Consider the following 14,830-nt stretch of genomic DNA (forward strand, 5'->3'; position numbering starts at 1 on the left):
CCCACCGCGGTGGGGCGCCCTTTCGTGCATTCGGTCCTGATGAGGACCCAGAGCGTGTCGAAGGGTCAGCTGATGGTCAGCAGCGGGTGGCCGGCGGAGACGGTCGCCCCGGCATCCGCGTTGATGTTGCCGACGACGCCGTCCTTGTGGGCCTGCAGGGGCTGCTCCATCTTCATCGCCTCGAGAACCACGACCAGGTCGCCCTTGACGACCTGCTGCCCGTCCTCGACGGCGATCTTGACGACCGTGGCCTGCATCGGCGACTTCACCGCGTCGCCGGATGCTCCGGCGGAAACGCTGGTGGAGTGGCTGCGCCGGGACGGCGGAACAGCGGCAGGGCGTCCGGCTGCGCCAGGTGCGACGGCGACGCGATCGGGAAGGCTCACCTCGAGGCGCTTGCCCCCGACCTCGACGACCACCGTGTGGCGCGCGGCCGCGGCGGCAGGAGCCTCGAGCTCGCCGTCCCACGCGGGGATGTCGTTCACGAACTCGGTCTCGATCCAGCGCGTGTAGACGCCGAACTCGCCGTCCTCGGCGATGAATGCGGGGTCGCGGACGACCTTCCGGTGGAACGGCAGGACCGTGGGGAGCCCGGCGACCTCGAACTCGTCGAGGGCGCGGCGTGCGCGCTCCAGCGCCTCGGCGCGGTCCTTGCCTGTGACGATGATCTTCGCCAGCAGCGAGTCGAACGCGCCGGACACGGCGTCGCCCGCGGTGACGCCGGAGTCCAGGCGGATGCCGGGGCCGCCGAAGGTCTTGAAGACATGGACAGGGCCCGGCTGGGGGAGGAACCCGCGGCCGGGGTCCTCGCCGTTGATGCGGAACTCGATCGAGTGCCCCTGCGGTGCGGGGTCTTCGTAGTCGAGGGTGCCGCCGTCGGCGAGGCGGAACTGCTCGCGCACCAGGTCGATCCCGGTGACCTCCTCTGAGACGGGATGCTCGACCTGGAGGCGGGTGTTCACCTCGAGGAACGAGACGGTGCCGTCCGCGCCGATGAGGAACTCGCACGTGCCGGCTCCGACGTAGCCGACCTCCTTGAGGATGGCCTTGGATGCCGTGTAGAGCAGGTGGTTCTGCTCTTCCGTGAGGAACGGCGCTGGCGCCTCCTCGACGAGCTTCTGGTGGCGGCGCTGCAGCGAGCAGTCGCGCGTGGAGATCACGACGACGTTGCCCGCGGCATCCGCGAGGCACTGGGTCTCGACGTGGCGCGGCTTGTCGAGGTACTTCTCGACGAAGCACTCGCCTCGCCCGAACGCCGCAACGGCCTCGCGGGTGGCGGATTCGAACAGCTCGGCGACCTCATCGAGTTCGCGGGCGACCTTCAGACCGCGCCCGCCTCCGCCGTAGGCGGCCTTGATGGCGATGGGCAGGCCGAACTCCTGCGCGAAGGCGATGACCTCATCAGCGCCGTCCACGGGACCTGGTGTGCCGGGGGCCAGCGGTGCGCCGACCTTCTCGGCGACGTGGCGCGCCGTGACCTTGTCGCCGAGCGCCTCGATCGCGTCGGGCGATGGTCCGATCCAGGTCATTCCCGCACCGATGACCGCGCGGGCGAACTCGGCGTTCTCTGCGAGGAAGCCGTAGCCGGGGTGGACGGCGTCGGCGCCGGAGCGCCGCGCGATCGAGAGGACCTTCTCGATCTGGAGGTAGGTCTCGGCGCTCGTCGCGCCGCCGAGGGCGTACGCCTCGTCGGCGAGCCTGGTGTGCAGAGCCTCGCGGTCCTGGTCCGCGTAGACGGCGACGGAGGAGATCCCCGAATCGCGAGCGGCGCGGATGATGCGTACAGCGATCTCTCCGCGGTTGGCGATGAGTACCTTCTCGATGGGCATGATTGCCAGCCTACCGAGAAGGATGCCCTCTGATTTGACGACCCTCCACAAGAAAACGCGCGGATCGTGTCGGTGAGCCTACGAGTGCGGGATCAGGATGCGGAACGCGGCGCCCACAGGTCGGTCCACGTGACCCCCAGTTCGACGGCGAGCCGGCGCAACGTGGACAGCGACATCCCGACAACGGTCGACGGGTCGCCCTCGACGCGCGTGATGAAAGCGCCGCCGAGACTGTCGACGGTGAATGCCCCGGCGACGTGCAACGGCTCGCCGGAGGCGACGTAGGCGTCGATCTCGGCATCCGACACGTCCTCCGCGAAGGCGACGGATGCTTCGGCGACGGCGGTCGCCTCGGACGGATCGGTGCCTGGCGCGACCCGATGGACCGAATGCCCGGAGTACAGGATGCCGGTCTCACCGCGCATCTCGTGCCAGCGCCGCGTGGCCTCCTCCGGCGTGTACGGCTTGCCGTACACCCGGCCGCCGAGTGCGAACATCGAATCGCCGCCGATCACGAGGCCCTCGAAATCGGGCTGCTCCTGCGCCAGACGACGCACCACGTCGGCCGCCTTCGCGCGTGCCAGAAGCAGCACGAGCTCGCCGGGAGGCAGTTCGCCGCCGCGGGATTCGGCGGCGGCTGCGGCCACGGCATCCTCGTTGACGTCCGGAGCGATCGCGAGCGGTTCGATCCCGACTTGACGCAGCAGCATGAGACGAGCGGGAGAAGTGGAGGCGAGGCAGACGCGCATGCACTCACGCTAGCGGGCGACGTGGGATCCTGGGGAGATGACCTCTTCCGCCGAACTGCTCGATCTCGACATCACGGGCATCGCCCACGGCGGCACCTTCGTCGCCCGTCATGAAGGGCGTGTGGTGTTCGTCGCCGACGCGATCCCCGGCGAACGCGTGCGCGCACGACTGACCGAATCGCCCTCGGACGCCGCGTCGGATACGCGGCGGTTCTGGCGTGCCGAGACGGTCGAGGTGCTCGAGGCGTCTCCGCACCGTCGTCCGCACGTCTGGCCGGAGGCCGACGTGTCGCACGACCCGTCCGCGCGCCCCGGAGGTGCGGATCTCGGGCACATCGAGCTGGGCCACCAGCGCGTCCTCAAGCGGCAGGTGCTGTCTGAGGCGCTCGACCGGTTCGCCGGCGGCGGCATCGACGCGCCGGAGATCGCGGGGCTGGATGACTCGGACGGCACGGGGTGGCGCACGCGGGTGACGCTGCACGTCGACGCAGATGGCGTGGCCGGTCCGTTCGCGGCGCGCAGCCACCGCGTGATCCCCGTCTCGTCGCACCCGCTGGCACGTCCCGCGGTCGCCGAGGCCGCAGCGCGGATCGGTGCGGCGCGGCCGGGCCGGATCGAACTCGTCGAGCCGGCCGACGGAGAGGTCCGCGTGCTGTCCGTCCCTGAGAAGGGCCGCCGTCCAGCGCCGGAGGAGATCGCGGAACGCGTGCGCGACCGATCGTTCGCGGTCGATGCATCCGGTTTCTGGCAGGTCCATCACGGCGCGGCTTCCGCGCTGGACGATGCGGTGCGCGGGATGCTCGCTGGACGCGTCGATCCGGAGCTGAAGCACCTCGACCTGTACGGTGGCGTCGGTCTCTTCGCCGCGAGCCTCGCGGATCTCGGTGCAACCGATATCGTCACGGTGGAGTCGGATCTCCGCGCGACCGAGCACGCGAAGCGCAATCTCGCTCCGCTCGACGTCTCCGCCGTCACGGCGCGCGTCGACCGCTTCCTCGGGGCGCCGGTGCGCGATGCGCGTCCGGTCCGCGGCCGCCGTCCGTCGCGTCGCCCCGCGCCGCCGCGGGCCGTCCTCGACGCGGCGACCCCGATCGGCGCGGTCGTGCTCGATCCGCCGCGGTCCGGTGCGGGTCGCGGAGTGGTGGATGCCGTGGCCGGGCTGTCGCCCGAGGCCATCGTGTACGTCGCATGCGACCCAGTGGCGCTCGCGCGCGACCTCGGCACGTTCCGGTCCCACGGGTGGGAGCCGACCGAGCTGCGCGCGTTCGATCTGTTCCCCCACACGCACCATTTCGAGGTCGTGGCGCTGCTCACGCGGTGACCCGCGGCGCAACGAGTGCTCGGACGATGGCTAGGCTGACGGCATGAGTACCGTGGCCCTGATCGACGACCACGAGTCCGTTCGGCTCGGACTCGAGGCGGCGTGCGGACGCGACGGCACCGCGACTGTCGTGTTCTCCGGAAGCACCGTCGGCGCCTATCTGGACTGGCGGCGGACATCGAGCGCTCCGCCGGCGGATGTCGTTGTGCTGGATCTGACGCTCGGGGACGGCACCACCGTCACCGAGAACGTCACCGCGCTCGTCGACGACGGCGCGAGCGTCGTCATCCACAGCGTCGCCGATCGGCCGGTCGCCGTGCGCGAGGCTCTCGTCGCGGGGGCAGCGGGGATCATCAGCAAGTCGTCCTCATTGGACGACGTGCTCGATGCGATCCGGACCGTGGCCAGGGGCGAAGCGCTCAACAACGTGGAATGGGCGAGCGCGGTCGAAGGCGATCGCGCCTTCGCCGACGCGCAGCTGTCGTGGCGTGAGCGCGAGGTGCTGCGGCTGTACGCCACCGGACTGCCGATGCGGGTCGTCGCCGACCGGCTCGGAGTCGCATACTCCACCGCGAAGGAGAACATCAACCGCATCCGGGTGAAGTACGTCGAGGTCGGGCGTCCGGCGCCGACCAAGGTCGACCTGCTGCGACGCGCGATCGAGGACGGCATCGTGACGGCGGGGGGCACCGTCTCGGCGGACGGAACGGCGAGTGTCGGCTGAACCGCTGAGCATCCGTCAGGCGTGGACGCAGATCCCGTCTCCCGGCTCCGCGGAGACCGAGTTCGAGCGCTTCACCGGCAAGCGCATGGAGCGGATCCTGCAGACCGTCGTCGCGATCGGCAGCGTAGTGACGGGGGCTCAGGCCCTGCTCGCAGCGCTGTCCCGCATGCAGGTCGTGGATGCCGCGCACATCGCGACGATCGTCATCGTGTTCGTCCCGCTGACGGCGATGCTCGTGTGCTGCGTGCTGGGCCGCGGTGTGCGGACGTCATCGACCGCCTTCGCGTTCCTGTACCTCGGCGCGTTGGTGGCCTGGCCGCTCGTCGTCGTGACCGCCGACGAACCGTCCCACCAGCAGCCCTGGATCTTCTTCCTCGTCAACGTCGGGGTCGTCGCCGCCATGCTCGCGTTCGCACTGCGGATGCAGTACGTGTGGGCGGTCGCCGTCCCCCTCGTCTACGGCGTCGTGCGGTTGATGCAGGGCGAGTTCGGACGGGACTTCTGGATCACGACCGCGTTCGATGTGTCCTTCACCGTGATCCTCGGGCTCGTGCTGGTCTCGCTCGGCTGGATGTTCCGTTCCGTCGCCGCCGGCGTCGATGACGTCCGAGGGCGCGCGGTCTCCGACTACGCGCTCGCCGCCGCTGCTGCCGCCGCCGAGGAGGAGCGGGTCGCCGTCGCCGCGCTGATGCACGACAGCGTGCTCGCCGCGCTCATCGCAGCGGAGCGCGCAGAGAGCCCTCGGGCCAGAGACCTCGCGGTCGGCATGGCTCGCGAGGCGCTCACCCGGTTGGCGAACACCGAGGCCGCCGTGCTCGAAGAGGGCAGCGATGAGCCGGTCGGCTCGGTGCAGATCGTCGCCGAGCTGCGGCGTGCGCTGTCCGAGGCCGGTGCTGACGCCGTCGTCGAGGAACGCGGCGGGGTCGGGCTGATCCCAGGGCGCGCCGCCAGAGCGCTCGTGCTCGCCGCACGCCAGGCCATCGGGAACTCGGTCACGCATGCCAGGGCGCGCGGCCTGCACATCGTCGCTCTCGCGCACGGCGACGAGGGCATCACGGTGACGGTCAGCGATACGGGCCCAGGATTCGACCTGGATGCCGTCGACGAGGATCGGCTCGGCATCCGTGCGTCGATCATGGCGCGGATGGCGGCCGTCGCCGGTTCTGCGCGCATCGAATCCGATGGATCGGGCACGGTGGTCGAACTCGCCTGGGAGCGGGAATGAGACGCACCGTCCGCACCGTCGCCACGGTTCTCGCGCTCGGGTTCGCCTGTTATTTCGCGGCACGTGCGCTGTGGTGGATCGAGACGCCGGCGTACCCCGCGCTCATGCTCCTTTCGATCGGCGCCTACCTGACGATCGTGATCGTCGCGGTGCTGGTCGACGCGGCTCGGCTGGTCAGGATGCCGCTGTGGGCCGGGATCCTCGCGTTGATCGCCGGCTTCGCGATCCCCGGCATGGTCAGCTTCGCCCTCGAGCCGCAGGACCTCACTGCGCCGTTCGCGACGTGGTACATCGGTGCGATGGGACTGCTGGCGGTCGTGTGCATCGTCCGGCGGCGGTTCGTGATCGGCTGGATCGTGCTCGGCGAGCTGGCGATCGCCGCATCCTCGTTCCTCGGCCCGTTCGTGGCGCTGGAGCTGGGACTCGTTGGTTCGATGATGTGGGTCGTGGTCGCGCAGCTGCTCGTGCTCTTCTGGGACCGAGCGGTCGCCGACACCGAACGCCTCGCCGGCATCCAGCGGGCCGTGTCGGCCTGGCACGCCACGCAGCAGGTGCGCCAGCGCGAGCGTCGGCTGCGTACCCAGTACGCCCTCGCAGTCGCCGGGCCCGTGCTCTCGCGCACCGTCGCCGCGCACGGTATCCTCACCGCGGAGGAGCGGCTCGAGGCGCGTCTGGCGGAGGGGCGGTTGCGCGACGAGCTCCGTGGCGCGAGCCTGCTCAATGAGGCGGTCCGCACCGCCATCGAGGCAGCCCGTCGCCGCGGGGCGTCCGTCACCGTCTTCGACGAGGGCGGTCTCGACGGCATCGACGAGCAGCGCCGCGGTGAGATCCGCGACGAACTCGCCGGTGTGCTCACCGGAGTCGACGAGGGGCGGGTGATCATCCGGGCAGCGCACGATCCGAACGTCGCCGTGACGGTCGTCGGTCGCGCGGCGGCGGGCAACTCGGCCGACGAGGACTCGGTGCTGCTCTGGCATGAGATCCCGCGCACCGCGGCCGAGTGAGAGAAGAGGCGAGGGGCGGCGTATTCGCCCGCCCCTCGCCAGGTGCGGCACAGTTACCCGAAAACTGTCCGCTGTTGGCCGGTCATCGTCCGCCTACCCTGGGGCAGAGAGACCAACCGAACGCATAGCGTCGGTAACAGTCTGACGCGCCGGGGAGAATCTGTCTGTAGGCCATTTGGGGGACATGATTCCGGTGGGTTCGGTCCTGATCCGACCGCGGATGCGTGATGATGGTGCGATGGGCGTGCTGCGGCGAGGAACGAACCTCCCGAAGATGGGCGATTTCAATCAATCGGTCATCCTCGAGGCGATCCGCCGCTCCGGCGAGGGACTCAGCCGGATCGAACTCGTCGATGCCACCGGCCTCTCGGCGCAGACCGTCACGAACATCACGCGTCGGCTGCTGGACGAGGGGCTCATCGAGGAGGCGGGGCGCACTATCAACGGTCCGGGCAAGCCACGGACGACCCTCCGTCTCGTCCCGCGCAGCCGGCTGTCGCTCGGAGTGCATCTGGATCCCGCGGTGACGACCGTGGTGCTGCTCGATCTCAGCGGCGCCGTGATCGGGCGCAGCGTGCGCAGGACGCCCCCGAACGATCCGATGCAGGTGATCCGTTCGATGGCCGCGGCCATCGAGGATCTGATCGCGCGATCGGGCGTCGCACGCGCATCGATCGCCGGGGTCGGCGTCGCCGCACCCGGACCGCTCGACGCCGAACGCGGCACGGTCATCGATCCGCCGAAGCTGCATCAGTGGCACCGGGTGCCGCTGCGCGCGGCGCTGGCCGAGGCCGTCGGGCTGCCGGTGGTGCTGGAGAAGGACACCACGGCCGCAGCGTTCACCGAGATCTGGACCGGTGACGACCCGCCGGATGTCTCGCTGCTCTTCGTCTACCTGGGCACGGGCATCGGCACGGCGCTCGTGCTGGACGGCGACGTCGTCCGCGGGCGGTCGCGCAACGTCGGCGAAGTCGGTCACGTGATCGTGGACCCGAACGGTGCGCCGTGCGGCTGCGGGCAGCGCGGGTGCGTCGAGGTCGTGTGCACGCCGCAGGCGATCGTCGAGCAGGCGGAGCGCGCCGGTGCTCTCGCGGACGACCGGATCGGCAGCGACGCCGCATCAGTCGACGAGAGACTCTCCCAATTGTGTGCGATGGCGGAGCAGGGGGATGCGGCTGCGCTCGCCGTGCTCGAGCGAGCGGCAGGGCACCTGTCGGTTCTGATCTCGACGCTGACGAACATGCTGGACGTCGATCGGGTCGTGCTCGGCGGCCCGTTCTGGAGTCGCCTCTCCGGCGTGTATCTCCGTGTTCTTCCTGCTCTGCTCGACCGGCAGAGCGCGACTCGCGGCGTCCGCGGGCTTCCCGTCGCCGGCTCGGTCGTCGGCTCCGATGTGGGGGCGGTGGGCGCAGGCTGCGTGATCCTCGCCGACGTGCTCTCACCGCGTGCGTCCTCGTTGCTGCTCGAGGGCGGATCGTCCTGATCCGATGTCGGCGGGTTCCTTGACAGCGTTTATTCCAGTCGATGTAATATCTGCATCCCTGGTCCGCTCTCATCGGAGTACGCCCTTCCATGCACGAGAACTCCACCCTGATCGAAGCACGTGTCCGCCGCTTCCTGGCGGAGCGGCTGGGCCCGGCCCGCTACCGCCGATTCGCGCCCGTGACGCTGGAGAGCTGGGACGCGCCGGGGGAGCCGGTGCCGTTCACCGAGGCGGTCGCGCAGGAGTTCCGCCCGTTCGAGGTGGGCACGCCGTGGGGTCGCCCGTGGGGAACCACGTGGCTGCGCGTGACGGGAACCGTTCCGACGACCTCGCCAGGCGAGCGCGCCGAACTGGTGGTCGACCTCGGCTTCAGCGCCGCGCAGCCGGGCTTTCAGGCGGAGGGCACGGCGTACCGTTCCGACGGCTCGATCATCAAGGCCATCGAGCCGCGCAACGCGCATGTCCCGATCGATGCCGCCGCCGGTGCGCCGGTCGAGCTCTTCATCGAAGCTGCGGCGAATCCGGATGTCGGCGGCGGGTTCGTGCACTTCCAGCCGACGCCGCTCGGCGAGTGGGAGACCGCCGGAGAAGCCCCGCACTACGTGATGCGCCAGGCCGACATCGGCGTGCTCGACGAGACGGTCTGGGAGCTGATCCAGGATGCCGAGGTGCTGCTGTCCCTCTGGGGGCAGCTACCGGAGTCGGCGCGCCGGGCCGGGGTGCTTCGGGCTCTGGAACGGATGGTCGACGTCGTCGACCCCGATGATGTGGCGGGCACGGCATCCGATGGACGAGCGGTGCTCGCCGAGGCGCTGCGGCTGCCGGCATCCGCGTCCGCGCATCGCGTGCATGCGGTCGGGCACGCGCACATCGACTCCGCATGGCTGTGGCCGGTGCGCGAGACGCAGCGGAAGGTGGCGCGCACGTTCTCGAACGTCCTCGCCCTCCAGCAGAACGATGACGAGTTCGTCTTCGCGGCATCCTCGGCCCAGCAGTACGCCTGGATGAAGCAGTTCCAGCCAGAGCTGTACGAGCGCATGCGCACCGCGATCGCGCAGAAACGATTCGTTCCGGCCGGCGGGATGTGGGTCGAGTCGGATACGAACCTTCCCGGCGGAGAGTCGCTGGTGCGACAGTTCGTGCGGGGCAAGCGGTTCTTCCTGGAGGAGTTCGGCGTCGAGCCGCAGGACGTGTGGCTCCCGGACTCGTTCGGCTACTCCGCGGCGCTCCCGCAGATCGCCAGGGCCGCGGGATCCCGGTGGATGCTGACGCAGAAGCTGTCCTGGAACGAGACGAATCGGATGCCGCACCACACGTTCTGGTGGGAAGGGCTCGACGGATCGCGCATCTTCACGCACTTCCCCCCGGTCGACACGTACAACGCCGTGCTCTCGGGCGAGGAGCTGGCGCGGGCCGAGCGTCAGTTCGCCGACAAGGGCGGTGCCAACACCTCGCTCGTGCCGTTCGGCTACGGCGACGGCGGTGGCGGCCCGAACAGGGAGATGCTGGCGGCTGCTGCGCGGCTGCGTTCGCTCGAGGGATCGCCGACGGTGACGCTGTCGAGTCCGGCGCGCTTCTTCGAGGCCGCGGAGGCCGAGTACGAGAACCCGCCGGTGTGGACGGGGGAGATGTACCTCGAGTTCCACCGCGGCACGTACACGTCGCAGGCCCGCACGAAGCGGGGCAATCGGCGCAGCGAGCACGCGCTGCGGGAGGCAGAGCTGTGGGCCACGGCTGCCGCGTTGCGCGGCGCCGAGTATCCGTACGCCGAGCTGGAGGCGGCGTGGGAGACGGTGCTGCTCCAGCAGTTCCATGACATCCTCCCCGGCAGCTCCATCGGCTGGGTGCACCGGGAGGCAGAACGTCGCTACGCCGAGGTGCTCGCCTCGACCGAGAGCATCATCGCGCAGGCGTTGGAGATGGTCGTCAGCGAGGGGACGACCGCGCTTGTCGCGAACGCGGGGCCGTATGCCGGAGAGGGAGCGGCGGCGTCGGGGGTCGCCGCCGCAGCCGAGGGGGATCCGGCACCCGCATCGGTCGCGCGCACGACGAGCGGATTCGCGCTGTCGAACGAGCACCTCACGGCGCTCGTCGACGAATCGGGTCTGTTGACGTCGCTCGTCGTGCGCACGACCGGCCGTGAAGCGATCGCACCAGGGGAGCGGGGCAACCTCCTCCGGGTGCATCGTGACACGCCGACGCAGTGGGACGCCTGGGACATCGACGAGCACTATCGCCGTCACGGCGATGAGGTGCTCGACGTGGTGTCGATCGATGCTGTGCCGCATCCCACTGCCGCCGTCGTCTGCGTGGTCCGCGGATGGGGGGCATCGCGGATCACGCAGACTCTCATGCTCGAACCGGGGGCGCGGGCGCTCGACATCGAGACCATCGTGGACTGGCGCGAACGGCAGAAGCTGCTCAAGCTCTCGTTCCCGCTCGACGTGCACGCGGAGCGTGCGACGAGCGAGATCCAGTTCGGTCACGTGCATCGACCGACGCATGCGAACACGTCATGGGATGCGGCGCGATTCGAGACGGTCGCGCACCGTTGGGTGCATGTGGGCGAAGCGGGCTTCGGCATCGCGATCGCGAATGACGCGACCTACGGCCACGACATCACCCGCGTTCCGCGTCAGGGCGGCGGCGTCGCGACGTCGGTGGGGCTGTCCCTGCTGCGCGCGCCGCTGTTCCCCGATCCGGAGGCGGATCAGGGCGAGCACACGTTCCGGGTCAGCATCCGACCGGATGCCGGCATCGCGGATGCCGTGCGCGAGGGATACCGGCTGAACCTGCCGGTGCGTCGGCTGACGGGCGCTGGTCCCGTCGGTCCGCTGGTCGAGGTGTCATCGGATGCCGTCGTGGTCGAGTCGATCAAGCTCGCCGAGGACCGCAGCGGCGACGTCATCGTGCGGCTGTACGAAGCGCACGGCGGGCGCGCTGCAGCGACGCTGTCGACGGCATTCGGGTTCGCCTCGGTGATCGAGACGGATCTGCTCGAGCGGGAGCTGGAGGTTACCGCGGTGCGCGCCGCCGATTCGGCGTCCGTCGAGCTGGAGCTGCGGCCGTTCCAGCTGGTGACGCTGCGGTTCCGCGCACCGATTCTCGGTCGCTGAGCGCTCGGCCTCTCGCTCGTCGAGCAGATCGACGCTCCGTCGACCTCAGCCGGCGAAGCGTCCCCACGGGATGTCGCGACGCAGCGGCCTGCGCATCGGGCGCTGCGTGCGCTGCCAGGCAGAGACGCGCGGTTCCTCCGCGACGGCGCCCGCGGTCTCATGCACGTAGGAGTCGCTGATGACGGCGATGAGCGCCGCGAGTTCCTCTTCGGTGGGGTGACCGCGGACGATGTCGATCGCCCTGGCCCTGTCGGTCTCGCTCACAGCGGGATGTTCCCGTGCTTCTTCGGCGGCAGCTCGGCGCGTTTGCCGCGCAGAGCGCGCAATGACTTCGCGATCGACACGCGGGTGTTCGCCGGCTCGATGATGCCGTCGATCTCGCCGCGCTCAGCCGCGAGGAACGGGCTTGTCACGCTGTAGGTGTACTCGTTCGCGAGGCGGGTGCGGACGGCCGCGACGTCCTCGCCGTTCTCCTCGGCCTTCTTGATCTCTCCGCGGTAGAGGATGTTGACGGCACCCTGGCCGCCCATGACCGCGATCTCGGCGGTGGGCCACGCGAGGTTGACGTCTGCGCCGAGCTGCTTGGACCCCATCACGATGTACGCGCCGCCGTAGGCCTTGCGCAGGATGACGGTGACCAGTGGCACCGTGGCCTCGGCATAGGCGTAGATCAGCTTGGCGCCGCGGCGGATGACGCCGGTCCACTCCTGGTCGGTGCCCGGAAGGTACCCAGGCACGTCGACGAGCGTGACGATCGGAATCGAGAACGCGTCGCAGAAGCGGACGAAGCGGCTGGCCTTCTCGCCGGCTTCGATGTTGAGTGTCCCTGCCATCTGCGAGGGCTGATTCGCGATGATTCCGACCGAGCGCCCCTCGACGCGGCCGAAGCCGATGACGATATTCGGGGCGAACAGCGGCTGGACTTCGATGAACTCTCCGGCATCCACGATGTGCTCGATGACCGTGTGGATGTCGTACGGCTGGTTCGGCGAGTCGGGGATGATCGTGTTCAGGGTGCGATCGGCATCCGTGGTCTCCCACTCGAATTCGCTCTCGTAGCCCGGGATCTCGGCCATGTTGTTGTCCGGGAGGAAGCTGAGCAGGGTGCGCGCGTAGTCGATCGCGTCATCTTCGTCCTGGGCGAGGTAGTGCGCGACCCCGGAGCGGGTGTTGTGGGTGAGTGCGCCGCCGAGTTCTTCCATGCCGACGTCCTCGCCGGTGACGGTCTTGATCACGTCAGGGCCGGTGACGAACATCTGGCTGGTCTTGTCGACCATGATGACGAAGTCGGTGAGCGCCGGACCGTAGACGGCGCCGCCGGCTGCCGGTCCCATGATGATCGAGATCTGCGGGATGACGCCGGACGACCGGGTGTTCATCTTGAAGATCTCGCCGTACTTGCTCAGCGCGAGCACACCCTCCTGGATGCGTGCTCCGCCGGAGTCGAGGATGCCGATGATGGGCATGCCGCTGGTGAGGGCGAATTCCATGACCTTGATGATCTTGTCGCCGGACACCTCCCCGAGCGAACCGCCGAACGTCGTGAAGTCCTGCGAGTACACGGCGACAGTCCGGCCGTGAATGGTGCCGATGCCGGTGACGACGGAATCGCCGTACGGGCGGTTGCGGTCCATCCCGAAGGCGGTGCTGCGGTGGCGGACGTACTCGTCGAGTTCGACGAAGCTGCCGGGGTCGACGAGGAGTTCGATGCGCTCGCGGGCGGTCATCTTGCCCTTGGCGTGCTGCTTCTCCTTCGCCTTCGTCTCGGCGTCGACTACGGCTTCGTTGTATCGAGCTCGGAGGTCGGCGATCTTGCCGGCGGTCGTGGAGAGGTCAGGCGTGTCCGTCACGGATTCCACCCTAGTAGCGCCAGGCCGGCCGACGTTGGATGCCTCGCACAACGGGGCGGCCGATCCTTTGGCGGGTTCCGTGGGCGGACCGGGCGTCGAGCGGCTCGCCGTCGAGCTCGGCAACAAAGGAGGAGGACGAAGCTCTCACAGTCATCAGGTGTCGAACCGCCAGACGTACTCCAGCCCGTCTTCCTGTCGGAACCAGGCCACGGTCACGACCACTTCGTCGAGATCCGCGGCGCACAGACACAACTCGACCCGCTCGCCCGAGAGCACCTGGCCCCACAGCTGAGTGCGCTCCTCGCCGTCGGCATCGGCATGGAACACGCGCACGAAGTCAGCGGGGGCGCGTGATTCGTTCGTGACGCCGGGGTGCGCGGCATCCGTTCTGTCGATGGTCCAGGGCACGCGGTACGCGACGGGAGGCGGGAGTTCTGCGGGTTCGATCGGTCTCAACATGCCGTCGACAGTACGAACGGCATCCGACGCCGAAACGGGTGCATCGGACGGCGCGCCCCGAGCGGCGCACAACTCTGCACGGCACCGCTGCTGTGCAGGGAGAGTGCGACACGCCCGGTCCTAGCGGTCGGTGTCCGCCTCGATCGCCGGCGCATCCGCTTTCGCATGCCGAGACCGGCCGATCTCGGTCATCCGGCGGCCTGCCCATCCCACGCCCCGTGCGGTCGTTCCCGCTGCCGCCGCAACAGCCGACCCCGCATAGCGCGCGCCGCGGGCGACCCGGGTTTCGATCCGTTCGGCACCGGTCACCGGTTCGAGCTCCGGCGGCAGGAGGTCGGGTGCCGTACCGAATGCGCGACGCGAGGTCACCAGCACACGACGGCCGAGGATGTTGTTGCCCGCCCCGCCGATCACCGCGCCGATTCCGAACGGCAGCGCCTTCCCGAGGAAGGAGGCACCACCGGCGGCGGCGAAGTGCTTGAGGAACATCGTCTTCAGACGATCGACGATCGGTCCGACTGCTGCGCGGGGGAGCGACTTCGTCACGACTTCGCCCCAGTAGGCCGATCGGGGGCCGCCGCGACCTGCTGCCTGGCCTGCGAGCTGCGACAGCAGATCGACGCCCTCCTTGCCGAGCATCAGCGTCATGACAAGCGCCCGCGCTCGGTCCGGATTCTCGATCGGGATGCCGTGCACCTCGGCGACCGACTGCGCGAACAATGCCGTCGACTCGACGAACCCGAGAGTCTCGACCCCGGACAGCGCCAGCGTCACGCCCGTGCCGATGCCCGGCACGACGGCGGTCGCACCCACCGTCGCACCGCCGGCCGTCACCGCCGCGAGATACCGCTGCTCCAGCATCCGGATGATGTCGGACGGCATGGCGTTCGGATTGCGCAGACGGATGCTGCGGATGTGCGCGAGCACGAGCGGGCGCTGGATCGCGAGCACCCTGTCGATGCCGCGGATCGCGAACGGATGCTCGGTCGATCCCACCGGCGGCACGCCCTTGTCCCATGGAGCGCCGTCCGGGAGCGAATGGATCTTGTGCACCTTGTCGGCCATGTCCC

12 protein-coding genes are annotated in these 14,830 nt (G+C 69.5%); 6 read left to right on the forward strand and 6 right to left on the reverse strand.

Annotated features, from left to right (window positions below):
* Positions 1 to 65 precede the first annotated feature (65 nt).
* Positions 66 to 1,829, reverse strand: coding sequence for an acetyl/propionyl/methylcrotonyl-CoA carboxylase subunit alpha (locus tag ACWAT3_RS08695; protein ID WP_460797598.1), 1,764 nt, complete (start codon positions 1,827 to 1,829; stop codon positions 66 to 68).
* Between the two features lie 92 nt (positions 1,830 to 1,921).
* Complete coding sequence (locus tag ACWAT3_RS08700) at positions 1,922 to 2,578, reverse strand: Maf family protein (protein ID WP_460797600.1); 657 nt, start codon at positions 2,576 to 2,578, stop codon at positions 1,922 to 1,924.
* Positions 2,579 to 2,615: 37 nt separating this feature from the next.
* Between ACWAT3_RS08700 and ACWAT3_RS08705 the strand changes: the two genes are divergently transcribed.
* The 6 genes from ACWAT3_RS08705 to ACWAT3_RS08730 all read left to right on the forward strand — a co-directional run bounded on the left by ACWAT3_RS08705 (position 2,616) and on the right by ACWAT3_RS08730 (position 11,451).
* A complete protein-coding gene (locus tag ACWAT3_RS08705; protein WP_460797601.1) occupies positions 2,616 to 3,899 on the forward strand; it encodes a class I SAM-dependent RNA methyltransferase in 1,284 nt (427 codons plus the stop codon).
* Positions 3,900 to 3,942: 43 nt separating this feature from the next.
* Positions 3,943 to 4,623, forward strand: a complete 681-nt coding sequence (locus ACWAT3_RS08710) for a response regulator transcription factor (RefSeq protein WP_460797603.1) — start codon at positions 3,943 to 3,945, stop codon at positions 4,621 to 4,623.
* Entirely contained in the window at positions 4,613 to 5,848 is a 1,236-nt protein-coding gene (locus tag ACWAT3_RS08715; protein WP_460797605.1) for a sensor histidine kinase, read from the forward strand. Before ACWAT3_RS08710 ends, ACWAT3_RS08715 begins: the two co-directional genes overlap by 11 nt.
* Positions 5,845 to 6,852: a hypothetical protein gene (locus ACWAT3_RS08720; protein ID WP_460797607.1), complete on the forward strand. Its 1,008-nt coding sequence runs from the start codon at positions 5,845 to 5,847 to the stop codon at positions 6,850 to 6,852. Before ACWAT3_RS08715 ends, ACWAT3_RS08720 begins: the two co-directional genes overlap by 4 nt.
* A gap of 274 nt (positions 6,853 to 7,126) precedes the next feature.
* Positions 7,127 to 8,335 carry an ROK family transcriptional regulator gene (locus tag ACWAT3_RS08725; RefSeq protein WP_460797608.1) on the forward strand — a complete coding sequence of 403 codons (1,209 nt, stop codon included), beginning with the start codon at positions 7,127 to 7,129 and terminating at the stop codon, positions 8,333 to 8,335.
* A gap of 89 nt (positions 8,336 to 8,424) precedes the next feature.
* Positions 8,425 to 11,451, forward strand: coding sequence for an alpha-mannosidase (locus ACWAT3_RS08730; RefSeq protein WP_460797610.1), 3,027 nt, complete (start codon positions 8,425 to 8,427; stop codon positions 11,449 to 11,451).
* Positions 11,452 to 11,496: 45 nt separating this feature from the next.
* Here the strand turns inward: ACWAT3_RS08730 and ACWAT3_RS08735 are convergent, their stop codons facing one another.
* From ACWAT3_RS08735 to ACWAT3_RS08750, 4 genes are all read right to left on the reverse strand, one after another.
* Complete coding sequence (locus ACWAT3_RS08735; RefSeq protein WP_460797612.1) at positions 11,497 to 11,715, reverse strand: acyl-CoA carboxylase subunit epsilon; 219 nt, start codon at positions 11,713 to 11,715, stop codon at positions 11,497 to 11,499.
* The gene (locus tag ACWAT3_RS08740) at positions 11,712 to 13,310 is read right to left on the reverse strand and encodes an acyl-CoA carboxylase subunit beta (protein WP_460797614.1); all 1,599 of its coding nucleotides are present in this window, start codon (positions 13,308 to 13,310) and stop codon (positions 11,712 to 11,714) included. Before ACWAT3_RS08740 ends, ACWAT3_RS08735 begins: the two co-directional genes overlap by 4 nt.
* A gap of 144 nt (positions 13,311 to 13,454) precedes the next feature.
* Positions 13,455 to 13,760: a hypothetical protein gene (locus ACWAT3_RS08745; protein WP_460797616.1), complete on the reverse strand. Its 306-nt coding sequence runs from the start codon at positions 13,758 to 13,760 to the stop codon at positions 13,455 to 13,457.
* 120 nt (positions 13,761 to 13,880) lie between these two features.
* Positions 13,881 to 14,825, reverse strand: coding sequence for a hypothetical protein (locus ACWAT3_RS08750; protein ID WP_460797617.1), 945 nt, complete (start codon positions 14,823 to 14,825; stop codon positions 13,881 to 13,883).
* Between the last annotated feature and the right edge of the window lie 5 nt (positions 14,826 to 14,830).

It is taken from the genome of Microbacterium sp. GXF0217, assembly GCF_054798195.1.